We start from the raw sequence: 18058 nt of genomic DNA on the forward strand, positions 1-18058 counted from the left end.
GATAAAATATTATCTAGGATTTAAATTTTTTCAAAATTAAAATTCTCTTATCATTTACTTTTCCAACCCAATAATTCACTTTTATTTTTATTTTATTATTCTTGGATTTATTTTTTATATATATTTGATAAAAAAGAATCCAATTGTATGAAATGGAAAAAAATTTCATTAGGATTAATTTTTCTCTTTATTCTAGGAGTTGTACTTAACTTCGGAATTAATAGTTGGATTAAAAACAGTTTACCTGATTTCATTTCTAAAAGAAATGATACACCATATAAATTTAATTATTCTGATGTTACTTATTCGCTACTCCAGGGAGAAATGAACATAAGTGATATCAATATTGCTCCCAAGTCCAACAAAAAGGGCATTTATACCATCAAAGTAAAGAAAATAGTAATACACGGGGTAAAATTTATACGATTTTTACTATTTAAAGATTTAGCGGCAGATCTCATCGAAATTGACCAACCGGATATCATTTGTAAACAATATGCCGATTCATTAAATCACAAAAATGATTTAGTAAAATACAAGCTGGGAAATTCAATTCAAATTGGAAAATTTGAAATTAATAAAGGAAATTTAGCTCTTTACGACAAGGCAGACGGAGCTAAAAGAGCTTCTTTACGAAATCTAAACCTTCACCTTTCCGGGGTATTATGGGATATGGTGGATAATGAAAAACGTATACCGCTTACTTACGATAAAGTAAAATTGGATGTGTCAGATATATTTTATCAGCTCGATGAAATTCATCATTTACAATTAAAAAAGTTTAAGTTTACCAACGGATTTCTTGAAACCAATCAAATACTTTTATATCCGAATATATCCGAAGAGTATTTTAAAACCGGAAATTATTTTCAAAAAACCTTACTTTCTATAGAGGTCCCGACCGCAAAGGTCAAAAATTTAGATTGGGGATATGATAAAAACGGTTACTTTTATCTTAAAACCTCTAAAATTGAAGTTGATTCCACTCATATCTCAATCATTGAAAAAAATTCAAATTCAAAACCTAAAAACATTACGGAGCATATAGACCGTATAATCCCTTTTAATTTGAGTATTGATACTTTCCAAATACTTAAATCGAAATTAAATTTCAATAATCATTTAACAAGCAATAATGTTAATATCGAAATTCTAAAAATAATCAACAAAGTTAATGATAAAATCACCCTGGAACGTTTAAAATTATATGATAATTCTTTAATTATAAAACAACCTTATGAAACTAAATCAGCTAAAAACAATGGAGGTAAATTTACCTATTTATTCGACGATGTTCTTGAAATAAAAAATTTCATCATAGCTAATTCACATATACAATATTTCAATCGGGCTAATAACTCATTATTGGAAATGGGAAACATTAATTATTCGATTCATGATATTAATATCAATACGATATTTACTAATACAAAAAAATATATTCCTTTCTCCTACTCAAATTTTCAATTGGAAGCAAACCATATATTTTATACAGGATTTAAATTTTATAATTTCAAAATAGATAAAATGATTTTATCTGACAATAAATTTGAAGCAAAGAATTTAAACATTATTCCTACTATATCTCCACAAAAATTTGCAGCACAAAAAGTAAGCAAAAACCTCTATAAAATCCATATGGATCATATACTACTCCCGAAAATAAAGTGGGATTTGAATAACAATAAATTCAGTTTACAAGCTTCTTCTCTGATTATAAATGAAATGAAAGCTTCAATATTTCAAAATCCAAAAGTTAAAGTCAAATCAAAAAATATACATTTCAACACGTACGACCTGGATACAGAAATTCGTTTAGATACATTTTTAATCGGCAAATCCTCCATCCATCAATATAATGCGGCTAATACAACACTCACTACATCAATAAAAGATTTAAAGCTTTCACTATACGACATTAAGGTAAAAGACTCATCCGATACCCATACCTTCGGTTTCCCTTTTTCTTTTTCAAAATTCAATATAACAGGTAAAAATATTTTCCATGATATGGGATCTCATACGTTACAAATGAACCATCTGTTACTCACCCATACTTCCCTATATGCAAACACAATAAATATACGGCCCAAAAAAAGTCAATTGAATTTTATGAAAAAAAAGGGTATTGATGCTTATACGGTGAATCTTTCCAAAATTACAATACCCAAATTAAATTGGGGTTCATTAGATAATCAAATAGATTTTATTGCTCCTAAAGTCATCGTTGAAAATATGCAAACCACTATCCATCAATACGACATTCCTGACAATGTTTACAAACCAGTTTACAAACCTTTTTTCAGCGAAAAACTTAGAAAATTAAAATTTAAGTTAAATATTAAAGAAGTCCATTTTTATAATTCTTCCTTAACGTATGAAGAAGAATCCCTTACTAACAATATTGGAAAAATTTTCTTTACCAACATCAATGCAAAAATCAAAAATATTTCCGGTGGATATAATGTTTCTCATTTACCCGATGTAGTCATAGATTTTAAAAGTACTTTCATGAAATCCGGAAAACTATCTGCCAGTTGGAAATTTAATACATTAAATAAATCGGATAATTTTACCGTTAAAGGAAATTTATACGGACTTCCTGCCGATAAATTGAATCCATTTATAAAACCTTATTTACATATATCGGCAAACGGAAATATCCAAAAAGTTTCATTTAATTTTGATGGCGATAATACAGTTGGAAACGGTACATTCGGTATGAATTATAAAAATTTAAAAATTACCCTATATAAAAAGGATGGTGAAAGAGAAAAAAAATTCCTTTCTTCTCTTGCAAATCTTGCCTTAATAAAAAATTCAAAAGACTCCCTAAAAATGTCGAAAATTAAAAAAGTAGAAAGAACTAAAGACAAATCATTTTTTAATTTTCTATGGAAACTCACATTCAGTGGACTTAAAGAAACTTTATTGATTTTTTAATAAAAAATAAGATTTACAAGAATAACATACATTAAATTAAACAATACTTTCTTCATAATATAAGTAATAACGAATAGCATAAAACATTCAACAAGATAAGTTACAAAAATCGTAACTTTGTTTATTCTTTGAATTACCCAATGCAGAATACATTAAAATTATCAGGATTAGAAGTTTTTACTGTTTATCCTGGAAGCAATTTTATAAACATCGGTGAAAGGACCAATGTTACCGGATCGCGTAAATTTTTAAATCTGATAAAAAATGAAAAATTCGATGAAGCTCTTTCAATTGCCCGAGATCAAGTGGAAGGAGGAGCTCAGATCATTGATATTTGCATGGATGAAGGCTTAATTGACGGCGTGAAAGCTATGACTACCTTTTTACGTTTGATTGCTTCTGAACCCGATATAGCACGAGTTCCTATCGTTATCGATTCATCAAATTGGGAAGTCATTGAAGCCGGATTAAAAAACATTCAAGGAAAAGGAATAGTTAATTCCATCAGCCTTAAAGAAGGTGAAGAAGAATTTATAAAAAAAGCCAAAATTATCAAACGATACGGAGCGGCTATGATTGTTATGGCATTTGATGAAGAAGGACAAGCCGATAATTTGGAAAAACGAAAAATTATATCCCAACGTTCCTATAATATTTTGGTTCATCAATTAAACATTAACCCCTCTGATATCATCTTCGACCTAAATATTTTCCCGGTAGGTACCGGAATGAAAGAACACCGAAGAAATGCGCTTGATTTTTTTGAAGGAACTCAATGGGTGAAAGAAAATCTTCCGGGGTGTTTCGTTTCGGGAGGAGTAAGTAATGTATCCTTTTCGTTTAGAGGGAATAATAAAGTTCGGGAATCGATTAATGCAGCATTTCTATATCATGCCATCCAATACGGATTGGATATGGGAATTGTCAATCCCACTCAACTGGCCATTTATCAAGAGATTGAACCGCAATTACTAAAAAAGATTGAAGACGTCTTATTTGATAGAGATGAAGAGGCTACCGAAAGGCTTATAGAATATGCAGAAACTATTGTTGAAAATAAAGATACAAAAGAGCAAAAAATAGAAGAATGGAGGTCGTGGCCGATTGAAAAAAGATTGGAATTTGCTTTGATAAAGGGCAATGCGGACTACATTGAACAAGATGTTGAAGAAGTCCGTTTACAAGCCAATAAACCTTTGGATGTAATTGAAGGCCCTTTAATGGATGGAATGAATACGGTTGGCGAGTTATTTGGAGCAGGTAAAATGTTTCTTCCTCAAGTGGTTAAAACTGCTCGAGTAATGAAAAAGGCTGTTGCATACTTGCAACCTTTCATTGAAGCAGAAAAAAACGGAGAATCTCAATCTAACGGTAAAATACTAATGGCTACCGTTAAAGGTGATGTTCATGATATCGGTAAAAATATAGTCGGAGTCGTATTGGCTTGTAATAACTATGAAATTATAGATTTAGGAGTTATGGTTCCTAAAGAAACGATTATCGAAACCGCCATCCGTGAGAAGGTGGATTTGATTGGACTTAGCGGTTTAATTACTCCTTCTTTAGATGAAATGATCCACGTGGTTGAAGAACTCGAAAGAAGAAATCTTTCATTTCCGGTAATGATTGGAGGAGCTACTACTTCAAAAATCCATACCGCCTTAAAAATTGCCCCTAAATATAGTCATACAGTTGTTCATGTCTTAGATGCCTCTAAATCTGTTACCGTTGCATCTTCTTTACTCTCTTCACAAAGCGAGGATTTTAAGAAAAAAATATCAGAAGAATATGCCCATTTAAGAGAAGGCTATTTAAATAGAAGTACTGAAAAAGAATATCTTACGCTAGAACAAGCTCGTAAAAATAAACTAACTATTGATTGGAATCAATACATTCCCTGTAAACCCAAACAGCTAGGTGTACAGGTTTTTTCTTCCATACTCCTGGAAGATCTAACGGAATATATCGATTGGCAACCCTTTTTTAGAACTTGGCAACTGACAGGAAAATATCCCGATTTGCTTTCAGATGAAGTAACCGGGGAAGAAGCCACAAAATTATATCATGATGCGTTACAAATGATTGAAAAAGTAATTGCTGAAAAACTATTGCAACCCAAAGCCGTAATTGGATTATTTAAAGCCAATTCCAATGAACAAGACGATATTGAAATTTACTCGAATGACAATAAACTAATTCATACATTTCGAACCTTACGGCAGCAATCTGTAAAGTCCGAAGGCAAACCGAATTTAGCCCTATCCGACTTTATTTTACCTAAAAACAAAGAAAATTTACACGACTATATAGGATGTTTCGCTGTTTCTATTTTTGGAGCAGAAGCCTTAGCCAAACATTACGAAACAAACCATGACGATTATTCGGCTATTATGATAAAAGCTGTTTCGGATAGATTTGTGGAAGCCTTGGCTGAATACATGCATCATAAGGTAAGAAAAGAAATTTGGGGATATGCTCCCGATGAAATCTTGGACAAACAATCACTATTTAAAGAAAAATATCAAGGCATACGTCCCGCTCCCGGTTATCCTGCTTGTCCGGATCATTTGGAAAAGCTCACTATTTGGGAATTGTTGGATGTTACGGATCGTATTGGAGTACAATTAACTGAGAGTCTTGCAATGTATCCGGCTTCTTCAATTACGGGATATTATTTTGCCAATCCACAATCTAACTATTTCGGATTAGGGAAAATTACGCAAGAACAAGTTAAAGATTATGCTAAACGTAAAGAAATAAAACTTGAAGATGCACAATATTGGCTTAAACCTAATTTAGCCTAAGAATCTTACTATTTCACTTTTATTCTTGTTTTAAAAAGGAATGAATTAAATATTTATAAAAGCTAAACAAGAGACTACTTTTCTTTATAGAGAACATTACTAAGCCAATAATTCTTTATCTAATATAAAAAGAAAAGGTACATTTGCAATTATGAATATTCTATTAGTTGAAGATGATTTAAGAGTTTCGGAACTGATAAAAAAGGGGCTTCAGGAACAAGGATTTACTGTAACCTTAGCTTATGACGGTTTATCGGTAAAAAATTTGTTTCTCTGCCATGATTTTGACCTGATAATTACGGATATTATATTGCCTGAAATTAATGGAATAGCTCTTTGTAAAGAAATAAGAATGTTAAAACCGGAACTTCCCATTATCATGTTAACCGCATTGGGAACTACCGACGATAAAATTGACGGTTTTGATGCCGGAGCAGACGATTATCTAGTCAAGCCTTTTGAAATGAGAGAGTTGACTGCAAGAATAAAAGCTCTGTTAAAAAGATCATCCAAAAATAAATTAGGATTTATCTTAAAATTTTGTGATCTGGAAATGAATTTGCAGACGAAAATTGTGAAGAGAAGCAATAAAGAATTAAATCTTACCCTAAAAGAATTTAAACTCCTGGAATTTTTATTGCAAAATCAAGGCAGAATTATTTCCAGAACGGAAATTGCCGAAAAAGTCTGGAATACTCATTTTGATACGGGAACTAATTTTATAGATGTGTATATTAACTACTTACGAAAAAAAGTAGATAAAGATTTTGAAAAAAAACTTATTCATACTCGCTCCGGTATGGGATTTATATTAAAATCCGATACATGAAAATTCGTACTCAGATCACTCTATTGTTTTCTTTGATTACAGCATCCATATTGCTGATATTTGCCACTATCATTTATATTTCAGCCAAACAAAACAGAGACAAAGAATTTTATTCTTTATTAAAAAAAGAAGCCATAACCAAAGCAAATCTTTATTTTAAAGCGAAAGTACCCTCACAAACTCTTCAACAAATTTATCATAACAATTATCAAACAATTCAAGAAGTTGAAGTAGCTGTATACGATAAAGAATTTCATCTTCTCTATCATGATGCGGTAGATATTGATTTTGTGAAAGAAACTCCTGACATGATTCATGAAATTTATTCCAAAGGAGAGATCAAATTTCATCAGGGCGATTGGCAAGTAATTGGACTTATCTATTCCTATAAAAACAATAAATACATCATCACTGCGGCTGCCTATGACCAATACGGATACAATGAACTCAAGTCCTTATTAAGAAATTCATGTATTATCTTTATATTTTCCATACTTTTTATCATCCTTGTCGGATTTTATTTTTCTAAAAAAGTATTCCAACCAATTAAAAATCTAACCACGGAAATGAAAAAAATATCAGCCAATCATTTAACGGTTAGATTGAAAACCAAACCTGATAAGGATGAGCTTTCCGAATTGGCAATTACATTTAATCAAATGCTGAATCGGTTGGAAAATTCTTTTGAAACGCAAAAACATTTTGTTTCCAATATTTCCCATGAATTACGAACCCCGTTAGCAGCCATTATTGCTGAACTGGAACTTTCTTTACATCATCAAAAAACATCGGAAGAATATCAAAGGATTTTGAAAAACGCCTTATCAGATGCTAAAAAAATTACCAAATTATCTAATAATTTGCTTGATCTGGCAAAAGCCAGTTATGATCCCTCTAAAATAACATTTAAGCCAACAAGGATCGATGAAATCCTTATAGATGCCTGCAGTCAAATACAACAAGCAAATGCTGCCTATCAAACAAAATTATTTTTTGAAGATGATTTCATTCTCGATAATGAAACAGTACTAATGGGCAACGAATATTTGTTAAAAGTAGCCTTTATCAATCTTATTGAAAACGGATGTAAGTTTTCCGAAGATCACCTGTGCCATATATCCATTTCAACTAGTAATTCAAAACTTCAACTGAAATTTTCAGACAGTGGAATTGGAATTCCAACGGAAGACATTCCCAAAATTTTCACTCCTTTTTTCAGAGGAAAAAATAAAAGCTTTAGCTACGGAAACGGAATCGGCCTTTCTCTTACTAAAAAAATTATTGAACTGCATTCCGGAACTATCAACATAACCAGTCAATTGCATCAAGGTACTACCCTTACCATTCTATTATAACCTTTGTATTGCATTCTTTTCTAATAAAATTCTAATTTTTTTTTAAATCTTTTTTAATATTCATTAACAATTAGTTACCTTATTTTTGTATACAAAAAAAATTAAGAATTTTTAAAAAAGGCGGAAAATATGAAAACTATAAAAATCCGAAACATCAACTTACTAATTTTAGGATTATGCTTTATAACTTTTTCATGCCATAAACAAAATACAGAAGAAGAAAGACCGGAATTTACTGTTAGTGGAAACACAATTATTTTACCGGATAATTCTAACATAAATAATCACTTAAAAATAGAACCCGTAAAAAGTGAATGGTTAAGCCCCGACTTAGCGACCGTAGGAGTCGTCAGAGCCATACCAACCGGTTATGCGGAAATAGTACCTCCGTTTGCAGGCAGAATTACCCAATCCTTTGTAAAGCTTGGACAAAAGGTAGACGTGGGTTCTCCTCTTTTCGCCATCAGCTCTCCCGAATATTTCAATGCACAAAAAGATTATTTTGAAGCACAACAAGAATATTCCTTATCAAATTTAAATCTTAAAAGACAAAAAGACTTATTAGAGCACGGAGTAGGAATACAACGAGTGGTAGAAGAAGCTAAAACCGATTACGAAACCAAAAGATCCGCACTTGAAAACGCAAAAGCTGCGTTAAAAGTTTTTAATATAAATCCCGGCAGTTTAAAATTAGGGCAACCCTTAGTTGTTACCTCTCCAATCAAAGGGGAAATTATTACCAGCAAAATAGTTATCGGTCAATATATCAAAGAAGAAGCTGAACCTATAGCCACCATAGCAGAATTAAATAAAGTATGGATTGCCGGACAAATAAAAGAAAAAGACTTAGGATTCATTAATAAACTAAAAGAAGTTACCATACAGGCAGATGCTTTTCCCGATAAAAATATAACCGGCAAAATATTTCACGTCAATGAAATGGTGGATGAAGACACCCGAAGTGTTGAAGTTTTGGTAGAATGCGACAATTCGGACAGATCCCTGAAACCGGGAATGTATGTAAACGTTCATTTTAAAAATGAACCGGAAGAAACTTTAACAGTACCTACCCGGGCAATCTATCAAGTAAACGATGATCAATTTGTATTTGTACAAGTAGATAAAAATAAATTCATCAAGAAAAAGGTTGAAACCAAAGATATTTCAAAAGACAAAACCGAAATAAAAAAGGGAATTAAAGCAGGAGAAAATATAGTGACCGAAGGAGGAATATATTTACTGGAAGCCCAATAAAACAAAAAGAAAAACATGAATAAACTTATTCAAACAACTATACACAAACGTTGGGTACTGGTTGCCCTTTTTGTTATGCTTGCCCTATTCGGATATTATTCCTGGAAACACCTTTCCATTGAAGCCTATCCGGATATCGCAGATGTAACGTCTCAAGTGGTTACCCAAGTTCCCGGATTAGCGGCGGAAGAAATTGAACAACAAATAACCATTCCGGTGGAACGGGCCCTAAACGGTCTTCCGGGAATGCATGTAATGCGCAGTAAAAGCACCTTCGGACTTTCCATTATTACCATCGTATTTGAAGACGGTGTAGATGATTATTGGGCAAGGATGAGAATACAGGAACGATTAAATGATGTAGAATTACCTTATGAGGCAACTCCCGAATTAGACCCTTTAACTTCTCCTATAGGAGAAATTTATCGATACATTATAGAAAGTAAAACGCACGATTTACGCGAATTGACCGATCTGCAAAATTTCGTAATTATTCCACGAATTAAGCAAGTAGCAGGAGTTGCCGATGTAACAAATTTCGGAGGAATTACTACCCAGTTTCAAATTGAGCTGGATCCCAAAAAACTCGATCAGTATCAATTATCGTTAGGAGAAGTCATTAAAACCATTGAAAATAACAATGTTAATGCAGGTGGAAGTATTTTGCCTCATGGAGATTTAGGATATGTTATTCGTGGAATCGGATTAGTTAAAAACCTGGAAGATATCGGTAAAATAGTAGTCAAATCGGAAAATGGAGTTCCTATTTTATTAAATGACATAGGAAAGCTTAAATACGGAAACATTGAACGAAAAGGAATTTTAGGTTATACAGATAAAATAAGAAACTATTCTGAGAGTATTGAAGGAATCGTACTTTTATTAAAAGGACAAAATCCATCTAAGGTTTTAGAAGGAGTTCATGAAGCGGTAAACGATTTGAATACTCAAATCTTACCGGAAGGCGTAAAAATACATCCGTTTTTAGACAGAACCGAATTGGTGAACACCACCTTGAATACTGTTTCGCACACCCTGTTTGAAGGGATGTCTCTGGTTATTGTTGTACTAATTGTTTTTTTAGGAAGTTGGAGAGGTGCTTTATTGGTTGCCGTAACCATTCCTCTTTCTCTTCTTATTGCTTTTATCTTGATGTACTTCACACATATTCCGGCAAATTTGCTTTCTTTGGGAGCTATAGATTTCGGCATCATTGTAGACGGTGCCATCGTTATGATGGAAACCATATTGCGGAAACGAGAAGAAGAACCTAATGAAGAATTGCAAGAAAAAACCATTGCACAAAGGGCGGCCGAAGTTGCAAAACCTATTTTATTTTCCACCATCATCATTATTACTGCTTATCTGCCTCTTTTTGCATTCGAAAGAGTTGAAAAAAAATTATTTACTCCGATGGCATTTACAGTCAGCTATGCCTTATTCGGTGCCCTGCTCGTTGCCTTATTACTGATTCCCGGATTGGCCTATTTTATATACAAAAAGCCTCAAAAACTCTATCATAATAAATGGCTGGAAAAACTGACCGATCGCTATTTTATAAACATACAAAGGATTATGAAAGCTCCAAAAAAAATATTTCTTCCTTTAGGAATTTTACTGGGAGTTACTTTTCTACTGGCTTTTTATGTTGGAAAAGATTTTCTGCCTCCTTTGGATGAGGGATCCATATGGCTTCAAGTTCAGCTTCCTCCGGGTATTTCTGTTGAAAAGTCTAAAGAATTAAGCGACACGCTACGCGCACGTACCATGAAATATGATGAAGTAACTTATATCACGGTGCAAGCTGGTAGAAATGACGACGGTACCGACCCATGGACGGCATCTCATTTTGAGGTTTCTATTGGATTAAAGCCTTACAAGGAATGGAAAAAAGGAAAAACCAAATACGACCTTATCGCTGAACTCGAAAAAGAATATTCAAAACTTCCCGGTTTTACCGTCGGGTTTTCTCAACCTATGATTGATGGGGTAATGGATAAAATATCCGGAGCTCATAGTGAGCTGGTAGTAAAAATTTACGGAGATGATTTCGGGGAAACCCGTAGAATTGCCGAGGATGTTATGAAAACTTTAAAAACCGTTAAAGGAGCAGTAGATTTAGCTATCGATCAAGAACCGCCCTTACCTCAACTTCAAATAATTGCAAACAGGGACAAAATTGCTCAATATGGTTTAAATGTAGCAGATGTTGCAGAACTTATTGAAGTAGCTATTGGCGGGAAAGCCATTTCTCAAATTTTTATAGGAAATAAAGTTTACGATATTATCTGTCGTTACGATGAAAACAGCAGAAATACGCCTGATAAAATTTCAAATTTGATGCTTACCTCTGAAACAGGAGCCAAAATACCATTATCACAAGTTTGTGATATCAAGTTAAGTACCGGAGAAAGTACTATTACGAGAGAAATGAATAAAAGGCATTTAACGGTAAAACTTAATTTGCGAGATCGAGACTTAGGTAAATTCTTAGTAGAAGCACAACATAAAATAGAAAAAGAAGTAAAATATAATCACGAAAAATACCATATTAAATGGGGAGGACAATTTGAAAACCAAAACAGAGCTTATGCTCGTTTGGCTTTTATCATTCCTTTGTCTTTGGGAATTATGTTTATCTTATTATACAGCGCCTTCGGAAATTTCAGACAAGCCGGTTTGCTGATGAGCATTGTTCCCCTGGCTTTATTTGGCGGAATGTTAGCATTAAATGTAAGGGGCATGACTTTAAATGTTTCTTCAGCAGTTGGATTTATTGCTTTATCGGGAGTAGCTATACAAAATGGCGTAATTATGATTTCGCATATAAACTTTTTACGAAAACAAGGACAAACACTTCTCCGGGCGGTACTATTGGGTGCAAAAGATCGATTCAGACCGGTACTAATGACCGCAACAGTGGCTATTTTAGGTTTGCTCCCGGCTTCTTTAGCTACGGGTATTGGTTCGGATGTACAACGACCTTTGGCTACCGTAATTGTTTATGGACTATTATTTTCAACTGTTATTACCCTGTTTGCCTTACCGGCTCTATATTATATTATTGAAAACAAATGGGGAAAAGATGAACAAACAGAAGAAATTTAAAACCTGAAATTTATGAAATCAATGTATAAGATCCTATCGATATTCATATGCCTCCTGTTTAGACCGTTAATAGTACCGGCTCAAGTTGTTGATACCACCTTTGCTAAAAAACAACTGAACTATATTGATTTTATTCAGCAGGTTAAGAATAACAATTTGGAATACGCAGCACAAAAATATACGGTAAATCTCGCTGAAGCCGAGGTTGAAAATGCAAAAATTATTCCTGATATTGAATGGAATATAGAAGGAAACAGCAACCAAAAACATATGGGTAACAATTTGGAAACCGGCTTAGGATGGACTATCGAGCTGGGAGGAAAACGAAAAGCCCGTATCGACTTAGCTAAAAGTCAAGTTGATTTAAATCGCTATTTGTTACAAGATTATTTGCGAAATTTATATGCGGATGCTTCTTTGCAGTTTTTGGAATGTATTCAAAATAAAAACCTGTTGGATGTACAATTCAATTCTTATAAAACATTATCCAATTTAGCCGCATCCGACAGCATTCGATATAAATTAGGAGATATTACTCTAACAGATTCTAAACAAAGTAAGTTGGAAGCTCAATTCATGCTCAATGAAGTCTTTAAAGCCGAGTCGGAATGGAAAAACTCTTTATATGCCTTAAATTTAGTAATGGGTAAATCTCAAAAAGATACTTTATATACGGCTAACAGCAATTTTACCGACTTTAACAGAGATTTTGATTTAGCTGATTTGATAACAACCGCACAAAATAATCGTGCCGATCTACAAGCTGCTTTACAAAATAAAGAAGTTTCACAAAAAATGCTGAAGTTAGCGAAAGCCAATCGGGTAATGGATTTAGGAATTAATGCCGGAATGCAATTTAACGGAAAAGCTACCAATGAAGAAGCGCCTTCTCCGTATCATACGGGTGTAACAGCCGGACTTTCCATACCTCTTCGTTTTTTAAACAACCGAAAAGGGGAAGTGCAAACAGCACATTATACCATTCAACAAGCAGATTTAGAATATAAGCAAGTGGAACTTCAAATTCAAACTGAAGTTACTCAGGCGTATCAAAATTATGTAAATACCAAAAAACAAATGCAGCAGTTTTCCAATGGTTTGCTTTCCGAGTCCAAGTCTATTCTTGAGGGTAAAATCTACTCCTATAAGAGAGGTAATACGTCGCTTCTTGAAGTCTTAGACGCACAAAGAACGTATAATGATGTACAGGAAAATTATTATCAAACCTTATATAATTTCTGTTCTGCATTAGTAAGATTGGAAAGAACTGTAGGCATTTGGGATATAAATTTTTAATTTTCAACCCATAATCTTTTAATATCCTTGTATTTTTTACAGAACTTAGGTATTTTAAATGGTAGATTATATCTTTGCAAAAATTTTAAATAATTGGTTAAAATAGGAAACATAGAATTACCAGACTTTCCCTTTATTTTGGCACCTATGGAAGATGTGAGTGACCCACCCTTCCGTCGTTTGTGTAAAATGCATGGAGCAGATCTCATGTATTCCGAATTTATTTCCTCAGAGGGTCTGATACGAGATGCCATAAAAAGTAAGAAAAAGCTTGATATATTTGATTACGAACGTCCTATAGGAATACAAATATTTGGCGGAGATGAAGAGGCTATGTCTCTATCTTCCAAAATAGTTGAAACCGTACAACCTGATTTAGTTGACATTAATTTTGGATGCCCGGTTAAAAAAGTAGCCTGCAAAGGAGCAGGTGCGGGAGTACTGAAAGATATTGATTTGATGGTTCGTTTAACTCGAGCTGTTGTACGAAGCACTCATCTTCCGGTAACCGTAAAAACCCGTTTAGGATGGGATGAATCTTCCATTACCATTGATGAAATTGCTGAACGTTTGCAAGACGAAGGAATACAAGCACTGACCATCCATGCCCGAACACGATCTCAAATGTATAAAGGGCACTCCGATTGGTCTCATATTGCGCGGGTTAAAAATAATCCAAGAATTAAAATTCCTATTTTTGGCAATGGTGATATCAACTCTGCTAAAAAAGCGAAGGTATATAAAGAGACCTATGGAGTTGACGGTATCATGATTGGAAGAGCTGCTATTGGAAATCCTTGGATATTCAGCCAAATTAAACATTATCTGAAAAACGGAGAAGAGCTTCCACCGCCCGATTTGCAACAACGTATTGAAGCTGTTAAAAATCATGCTACTTGGTCAGTGGAATGGAAAGGCGAACGCACCGGCCTTTTAGAAATGCGTCAACATTATTCTAATTATTTTAGGGGAATTCCTAATTTTAAAATCTATAAAACTCAATTGCTTTCTGCTTTAACGTTAGAAGAATTGAACCAAATATTTGACAACCTCCTTGCTGATCAAGCAATTTAAATTCCTATTTGAATTGATGGTTTACCTGATTGTGTAAATATTTACTATTTATAAAATCTGTTGATAAGGTTGAATTTTTAATCTGATTTATAAAAATATAGCCGTCACATTTTCCATAAATTCTTATTCATCGATATTTTTTCTTTATCTTTATCAAGACTATTGATAAAGCTATCTACTAATGAATCAGGAAATTGTACATCTTATTGCCTTACGAATGTGTCCTCATATCGGCGATATGACAATCAAGAAATTAATAAGCCATTTCGGAAGCGCACAAAATGTCTGGTCTGCAACTTCTCAAGAATTGCTTTCTGTGTATCATATAGGTCATAAAACCATTCAACATTTAGGTAATCAATCGCTTTTAGATCAAGCTTATAAAGAGTTTGGTTATTGCATTACTAATAATATTCAGATAGTGCATCTATGGGATGATTCCTATCCTAACTTATTAAAGGAATGTTCGGACGCTCCTGTAATGCTCTATTATAAAGGTGCTATAAATTGGAAGCTACCCGCAGTAAGCATAGTAGGGACTCGTAAAATGACCTCTTACGGCGAAAATTTTACTAAAAAATTAGTTGAATGCTTTCAAAACAAAAAAATCAATATTGTCAGCGGATTGGCTTTAGGAGTGGATGGATGCGCTCATAAGAAAGCTAATGAACTTGCCATTCCCACTCTGGGAGTACTTGCTCACGGCCTATCTACTCTTTACCCACCACAACACAAAGGATTAGCAGAAAGAATGATACTAAACGGGGGTATCCTAAGCGAATTTGCACCTAATACTAAACCCGAAAGAGCTAATTTTATACAGCGTAATCGTATCATTGCCGGGTTGTCTTCTGTAACGGTCATTGTAGAATCAGGATACGGAGGCGGTGCCATTTCCACTGTGAAATTTGCTAATTCGTATCATCGTGAGGTATTTGCTTTGCCCGGAAAAGTTACGGATACTTGCAGCCAGGGATGCAACCAGCTTATCAGAAACTTGGAAGCTCAAATACTCACCCGACCTGAAGATGTGGTATCCTTATTTGGAGAAGCTCCTATAAAAAATTTACAACAAGAATTATGGATAGATCTCACAGATCAAGAATTAAAAATTATTGAATTGTTAAAACGTAAAGGGAAATTGCAAATTGATGCTCTATCTTTAGAATTAAATTTACCTACGTTTCAACTCATGCCGATTTTGTTACAATTAGAACTTAAAAACATCATTGAAACCCTACCCGGAAAATATTTTTCTTTACTTTGATCTCCTACTTATTTATAAAAATATCAGTAATAAATAGTGCCCATCCCCGAAAAATTTAAAAAAAAATCAAAAGAGAAAATAAGGTCTAATCACTTATTATCATTGTAAATGTTTTCGGAATCTTAAATTATTTATTTATTACATCCTAAACAACTACTTTGGAAAAATGATAAAAAATTTCTACTAATTTCTTTTCAAGAAATCGATTAAAAAATAATAACCATTATCCTTATCATTTATTTATATATGGTACAGTATATGTTTTAAATATATCTGATCTATAAGTATCAATAGTTAAAAGATTATTCATTACTAATAAAAAAAGGTAACATGAAAACAAAATGGTTAACTGATCCCGCTCACTCCGAGATCTTCTTTAAAGTAAAGCACATGGTAATATCAACCGTAACCGGAGAATTTACCAAATTTCAAGGTTCCATAGAATCTGAAAGTGATGATTTCTCAAATGCAAAATTTGATTTTTCCATCGATGTTGATTCTATCAATACAAAAATTGCTGATCGAGATACACATTTAAAATCGGAAGATTTCTTTGACGTTTCTCACTATCCTAAACTGACTTTTACCAGCAATTCCGGTATTAAAGACAATAAAATCACGGGCATCCTTACTATCAGAGACGTTAGTAAAGAAATTACCTTAGATGCAGATTTTGGGGGAATCATCAAAGATCCATGGAATAATCAACGAGCCGGATTTGAATTTACCGGAAAATTAAATCGTAAAGATTTCGGTTTAAACTGGAGCCAGATGACTGAAGCCGGAGGTTTGGTAGTGAGCAATGAAGTTAAATTGCAAATAAATTTAGAGTTTATCGCTCAATAAATAATATAATAGTAAAAAACAGACTGAATTTAAATTCAGTCTGTTTTTTTTGCTCATAAACTACTCTTGATTTTCTCATTTCGATCCTTTTTATTTGTTCAATTGTATTTATCTGTTTTAATTACAAGTGTACACACAAATAGTTTATAAGAATTCTAATTTTAAGAAACTTATAATGTTTTATGTACTTTTGTATGAAGGTAACTTGTAACATGAATATAGAAGAACTAATTAAACATAAGATTCTGATCTTGGACGGAGCCATGGGAACCATGATTCAACGTTTTAAATTAAATGAAGAAGATTATAGAGGCACTAGATTTAGGGATTGGAACACAGATTTAAAGGGAAATAATGATTTGTTGTCCATTACACAACCGAATATTATTAAAAATATTCATTTAGAATATTTTGAGGCGGGAGCTGATATTATCGAAACGAATACATTTAATTCGAACCGAATTTCCATGACTGACTATGATATGCAGGATTGGGTACATGAGCTTAATTTTGCTTCTGTTCAAGTGGCTAAACAGGCCCGAGAGGAATATTGGAACAAAAATGGCACAAAACCTCTTTTTATTGCCGGTTCCATGGGCCCGACCTCAAAAACCGCTTCTATTTCTCCTGATGTTAATGACCCTGCTTACCGTGAAGTAGATTTTGATTATTTAGCGGAAATTTATAAAGAACAAGCAGTATCTCTTATTCAAGCCGGAGCCGATATTCTTTTAGTTGAAACTATCTTTGATACTTTAAATGCTAAGGCTGCATTTTATGGTATTGAGGAAGCTTTTGATAAAATCGGCAAAAAACTTCCCCTAATGGCTTCAGGAACAATTACTGATGCGGCGGGAAGGACATTATCCGGACAAACGACGGAAGCCTTTTTAGTTTCTTTATCACATTTACCTTTATTGTCCATTGGATTAAACTGTGCTTTGGGTGCTGAACAACTTTTTCAATATTTGGAAATATTGGCTGATAAAGCACCTTTTTACCTTAGCGCCTATCCTAATGCCGGATTACCCAATCCTTTAGGCGGATATGATGAAACGCCGGAAATGATGGCTGAAAAAGTTCAATTATATTTGGAAAATCAACTGGTGAATATTTTGGGTGGATGTTGTGGAACGACTCCTGAACATATTAAGCTTTTTAGTGAATTGGCTTCAAACTATACTCCTCGAACAATATCTTTTACCAAATAATGGGTTTTTATGAGTGTTATTTATATAGATTTATTTCCGTGCTATAACCCATAAAAAAGGAGCTAAAGCAT

The 18058-nt window shown here is 33.4% G+C and carries 11 protein-coding genes; all 11 read left to right on the forward strand.

The window, feature by feature from the left end:
• Positions 1–147 precede the first annotated feature (147 nt).
• The gene (locus GYM73_RS07745; RefSeq protein ID WP_220233486.1) at positions 148–2943 is read left to right on the forward strand and encodes a hypothetical protein; all 2796 of its coding nucleotides are present in this window, start codon (positions 148–150) and stop codon (positions 2941–2943) included.
• 140 nt (positions 2944–3083) lie between these two features.
• Positions 3084–5747: a methionine synthase gene (metH, locus tag GYM73_RS07750; protein ID WP_220233487.1), complete on the forward strand. Its 2664-nt coding sequence runs from the start codon at positions 3084–3086 to the stop codon at positions 5745–5747.
• A 151-nt stretch (positions 5748–5898) separates the two neighbouring features.
• Positions 5899–6576 (forward strand): response regulator transcription factor, encoded by a 678-nt coding sequence (locus tag GYM73_RS07755; RefSeq protein ID WP_220233488.1) that lies wholly within the window; start codon positions 5899–5901, stop codon positions 6574–6576.
• A complete protein-coding gene (locus tag GYM73_RS07760; RefSeq protein WP_220233489.1) occupies positions 6573–7931 on the forward strand; it encodes a HAMP domain-containing sensor histidine kinase in 1359 nt (452 codons plus the stop codon). Before GYM73_RS07755 ends, GYM73_RS07760 begins: the two co-directional genes overlap by 4 nt.
• Before the next feature lie 129 nt (positions 7932–8060).
• Positions 8061–9185 carry an efflux RND transporter periplasmic adaptor subunit gene (locus GYM73_RS07765; RefSeq protein ID WP_220233490.1) on the forward strand — a complete coding sequence of 375 codons (1125 nt, stop codon included), beginning with the start codon at positions 8061–8063 and terminating at the stop codon, positions 9183–9185.
• Positions 9186–9200: 15 nt separating this feature from the next.
• A complete protein-coding gene (locus tag GYM73_RS07770; protein ID WP_220233491.1) occupies positions 9201–12293 on the forward strand; it encodes an efflux RND transporter permease subunit in 3093 nt (1030 codons plus the stop codon).
• Between the two features lie 12 nt (positions 12294–12305).
• On the forward strand, positions 12306–13589 hold the full coding sequence (locus tag GYM73_RS07775) for a TolC family protein (protein ID WP_220233492.1): 1284 nt from the start codon (positions 12306–12308) through the stop codon (positions 13587–13589).
• 93 nt (positions 13590–13682) lie between these two features.
• Positions 13683–14663, forward strand: coding sequence for a tRNA dihydrouridine synthase DusB (gene dusB / locus GYM73_RS07780; RefSeq protein ID WP_220233493.1), 981 nt, complete (start codon positions 13683–13685; stop codon positions 14661–14663).
• A gap of 181 nt (positions 14664–14844) precedes the next feature.
• Positions 14845–15930, forward strand: a complete 1086-nt coding sequence (gene dprA / locus GYM73_RS07785; RefSeq protein WP_220233494.1) for a DNA-processing protein DprA — start codon at positions 14845–14847, stop codon at positions 15928–15930.
• A gap of 330 nt (positions 15931–16260) precedes the next feature.
• A complete protein-coding gene (locus tag GYM73_RS07790; protein ID WP_160541823.1) occupies positions 16261–16776 on the forward strand; it encodes a YceI family protein in 516 nt (171 codons plus the stop codon).
• A 212-nt stretch (positions 16777–16988) separates the two neighbouring features.
• Positions 16989–17987, forward strand: a complete 999-nt coding sequence (locus tag GYM73_RS07795; RefSeq protein ID WP_255570956.1) for a homocysteine S-methyltransferase family protein — start codon at positions 16989–16991, stop codon at positions 17985–17987.
• Positions 17988–18058: the final 71 nt, after the last annotated feature.

The sequence above is a fragment of the Apibacter sp. ESL0432 genome (assembly GCF_019469225.1).
GTDB lineage: Bacteria > Bacteroidota > Bacteroidia > Flavobacteriales > Weeksellaceae > Apibacter.